General features: G+C 54.1%; 4 protein-coding genes. 3 read left to right on the top strand and 1 reads right to left on the bottom strand.

The window, feature by feature from the left end; translation table 11 throughout:
- Positions 1-128 precede the first annotated feature (128 nt).
- From P1P89_22780 to P1P89_22790, 3 genes are all read left to right on the top strand, one after another.
- Positions 129-407, top strand: coding sequence for a type II toxin-antitoxin system RelE/ParE family toxin (locus P1P89_22780; protein MDF1594348.1), 279 nt, complete (start codon positions 129-131; stop codon positions 405-407).
- A 9-nt stretch (positions 408-416) separates the two neighbouring features.
- Complete coding sequence (locus P1P89_22785) at positions 417-749, top strand: HigA family addiction module antitoxin (protein MDF1594349.1); 333 nt, start codon at positions 417-419, stop codon at positions 747-749.
- Positions 750-872: 123 nt separating this feature from the next.
- Complete coding sequence (locus P1P89_22790) at positions 873-2,366, top strand: L-lactate permease (protein MDF1594350.1); 1,494 nt, start codon at positions 873-875, stop codon at positions 2,364-2,366.
- A 40-nt stretch (positions 2,367-2,406) separates the two neighbouring features.
- Here P1P89_22790 and P1P89_22795 read toward each other — a convergent pair whose 3' ends face one another.
- Positions 2,407-3,222, bottom strand: coding sequence for an SDR family oxidoreductase (locus tag P1P89_22795; GenBank protein ID MDF1594351.1), 816 nt, complete (start codon positions 3,220-3,222; stop codon positions 2,407-2,409).
- Positions 3,223-3,413: the final 191 nt, after the last annotated feature.

The following is a 3,413-nucleotide window of genomic DNA, read 5'->3' on the forward strand; positions in this document are numbered from 1 at the left end:
AATTATCACGAATACTCTATTTAACTCAAATATCTACAGGAAATATCCACTTTAATCTGTTCGCCCAGAATTACTGCCAATGAAAGGTTACGCTTGACATATTATGCGCGGCGTAATAGTCTTTTTTTATGATAAAATCATTTGCCTGCCGTGATACGGAAAAGCTTTTCAATGATGAAAACGTCCGTCGATTTCAGTCATTTGAACGACAGGCAAGAAAAAGGCTGATGATCCTCCATGCTGCTCCAAGCCTTAAATCCTTGACGCTGAATCCTGGCAATCGGTTTCATGCGCTAAGGGGCAATCGAAAAGAACAATATGCTATTCGTATCAACAAGCAATGGAGAGTTTGTTTCGAGTGGAGAGAGGGCAATGCCTACGAGGTTCAAATAACCGATTATCATTGAGGTGTTATCATGGGTACAAAAAAACTGCTTGATCCTATTATTCCAGGAGAAATCCTGCGTGAAGATTTTATGGAAACATTGGGTATCAGTATTAATCAGCTGGCTCGCGATCTTGCTGTTCCTCCGAACAGAATAAGTGAAATCGTGAATGGCAAACGAGCCATTACGGCAGATACCGCCCTGAGATTACAGCGCTATTTTGGAGTTGAAGCCCAGTTTTGGCTCAATTTACAGTCTGAATATGATCTGAGAATTATGCGGCGTAAAATCTGGGACGACATTCAACAGAGGATTATTCCGGCGCAAAACCGCGAAGATCATGCGCATGAAACTGTTGCATGACTCATTATTCATTGAAAAGAAAAATCTCTTCCTTTTGTTTGTCCTCTCGGAGAGTAGTTGCCTCCTACTGACAAGAACTGAAATTCGGACAATCTCGCCTCAATTGAAAGGACCTGATTAGCCATGAATATGGGACTGTTTTTGCTGAGCTGGTTGCCGGTGGTCTTGCTGGCGGTTCTGGCGGTTTTCCTGCGAAGATCGGCCCTGGAGCTTTCTCTTTACGGATTTCTATTTTCCCTGCTGCTTGCAATCGGTTTTTTCAAGACGTCTTTTTTAGTGGCGCTGCTGTCCGCCGTGGACGGAGTGCTGACCACCCTGCCGCTGCTTTTTGTGATCTTGGGAGGAATTTTCCTGTCAAGCAGTTTGACGGCTACCGGATCGCTCACCCGCATCGTCGAGTGGCTTAAAGGCGGGGCCGGCGACGCCTTCGGGCGCAACGTGCTCATCACCTTCGGCGTCGCCAACTTCATGGAAGGGGCGGGAGTTATCGCCGAGCCTGTGGCGGCGCCCATGCTGGTCGCAGCCGGCGTATCGCCCACGGGCGCTGCAGCCCTTTCCATTATCGGCTACTCGGGACTGATGACCCTGGCGATGGGCGGCATTATCGTCACGGTCCTGGCGCTGGTGACGGGCCTGCCGGTTGCGGACCTTGGGGTGACGGCCGCGTGGCTTTCCATTCCGGCAACGCTGGCCATGGCGCTTTGCATCCCTCTTTTTCTTCCGCAGGGCGCCTGGGAAATCCGCAGACTTTGCATCATCCTGTCGGCCGGACTGCTGGCAGGGGTGACGGGTCTTGCGGCGGCAGCCTTTGTGGGCGTTCCGGTGGCCGGAATTCTGGCAGGACTGGCGGTTATCCTTGCCTTTATCCTGCTGGGCTCCGGCCGGCTTCGCCTGCAAAAAGGGATTTTCGCGGACCTGGCCCCCTTTGCGTTTCTGCTGATCTGTCTCCTTTGCGTGAACGTTGTCCCGTTTGTGCGGACCCTTGCCTTAGAGCGGTTTGTCGTGAAGGTGAATTTTATCCCGGTGCACGCCATCACCTTCCGGCCGCTGTTTTCGGCTTATCTCTATCTTTTTCTGGCGTTTCTGATTTCCATCCGTTTGCAGCGCGTGCCAAAAAAGGAAATACAAACGATTATCCGCAGCGGATTCAGGAGGGGCTGGCGGGCCATTGCAGCCATGGGGGCTTTCGGCGCCATGGGTCAGGTGATTTCTTACACCGGCTACCATCCCGGCTTTTTCGGCCTGGATGTCGGCCACAACATTCCCAGGATCATTTCCCAGGGGCTTGCAGGGTATACCGGAATGTTCTACCCCCTGTTCGTTCCCTTGCTGGGCTGGGTGGGAACCTTTCTTACCGGCTACGGGGTGGCGGCGCTGATGCTCTTCGGCCCGCTCCAGGTTCAGGCGGCCTCGCTCATGGGCGTTTCCGCCACCTGGCTGGCTGCCGGGCTGGCGGTGGGGAGTTCGGTGGGCTCCATCTCGTCTCCCTTTAAAGTCGCGCTGGCTGCGTCCATGTGCGGGGCCGTCGGCAGGGAAGGGGAAATCCTGCGCCGGACCATCCCCCTGGGGGTGGCGGCCTCGCTGCTGGTGGGGGTCGTGCTCTGGTTGATTGTTTAAGGTTTAAAGGGGTGCGCCTCTATTGAATTGCTTTTGGAAATTAAACAACTCCCTCCGGCATAGGCGCAACCGTTTCCCCTCCCAGGACATACCCGCCGTCCAGACGCAGGACACTGCCGGTCATAAAGGGCGCGTCCTTTAAAATAAACCGGACGGTCTTGACCACATCGTCAATGGCGCCGGTTCTCTCCACAAGGGTATGCCTGATGATCGCCGCTTTCTGATCGTCCGAAAGCAGGTGCCAGCCCCTGGTGTTTTCGCCGTGGCGGGTATCCACAAAACCCAGCATGATTTCATTGACCCGCACGTGCGGCGCGCCCAGCCGCGCCCAGGTTTCCGTCAGGAGCGAGATGCCGCGATTGGCCGCTGCGTATCCATCGTTGAACACATGGCCTGCCGGGCCGGTCCTGCCAACGATCCCCGCAATGGAAGAGATGTTGATGACGGCGCCCTCGCCGGAGGCTTTCAGATGGGGAAGCGCTGCGTTAAAGATCCACCATTTGGCGCGCAGGGTGGTTTCCATTTCAAGGTCCCACTGTTCGCGGACATAAGGCCCGTGGACAACCGGCCAGCCCCCCCGTTCAATGTTGTTGATCAGGATATCAAGACGCCCGAAGCGGTCGATAACCTCCTGGATCAGTTCCTGGATTTTTTCGGTGCGAAGGAGGTTGACTTTGACGATCAGGTGGTCCTGCCCGGTCCGGGCAAAAGCATCCTTCATTTCGGAAAGGCTTTCCTCCCAGTCAAAATAGGTCAGGGCGACCTGACAGCCCCTGGCGGCAAGGTCAAGCCCGATACCCCGTCCGATCCCCTTGACGGCTCCTAAAACCAGCGCGACTTTGTTTTTGAGTTTCATGGCTTTAATTTTTGATTTTGTTGTTTAAAGGGTTCAAGTTTTATTTCCTGACCTGTTGGTAAGTTGCACGCATACTACCGCTTTAATCAAGAGCGGCCGTAAAATCCCCCCGCTCCCCCCTTTAAAAAGCTGAGCTTTACCCACACTTGACACAGGGGGGTTAGGGTCCGTTTTTCATTGGAGGAGGATGT

This window comes from Desulfobacterales bacterium (genome assembly GCA_029211065.1).
Taxonomy (GTDB): domain Bacteria; phylum Desulfobacterota; class Desulfobacteria; order Desulfobacterales; family JARGFK01; genus JARGFK01.

Coding starts and splice junctions, on each gene's coding strand:
- P1P89_22780 (MDF1594348.1), top strand. CDS start 129: ATGATAAAATCATTTGCCTGCCGTGATACGGAAAAGCTTTTCAATGAT.
- P1P89_22785 (MDF1594349.1), top strand. CDS start 417: ATGGGTACAAAAAAACTGCTTGATCCTATTATTCCAGGAGAAATCCTG.
- P1P89_22790 (MDF1594350.1), top strand. CDS start 873: ATGAATATGGGACTGTTTTTGCTGAGCTGGTTGCCGGTGGTCTTGCTG.
- P1P89_22795 (MDF1594351.1), bottom strand. CDS start 3,222: ATGAAACTCAAAAACAAAGTCGCGCTGGTTTTAGGAGCCGTCAAGGGG.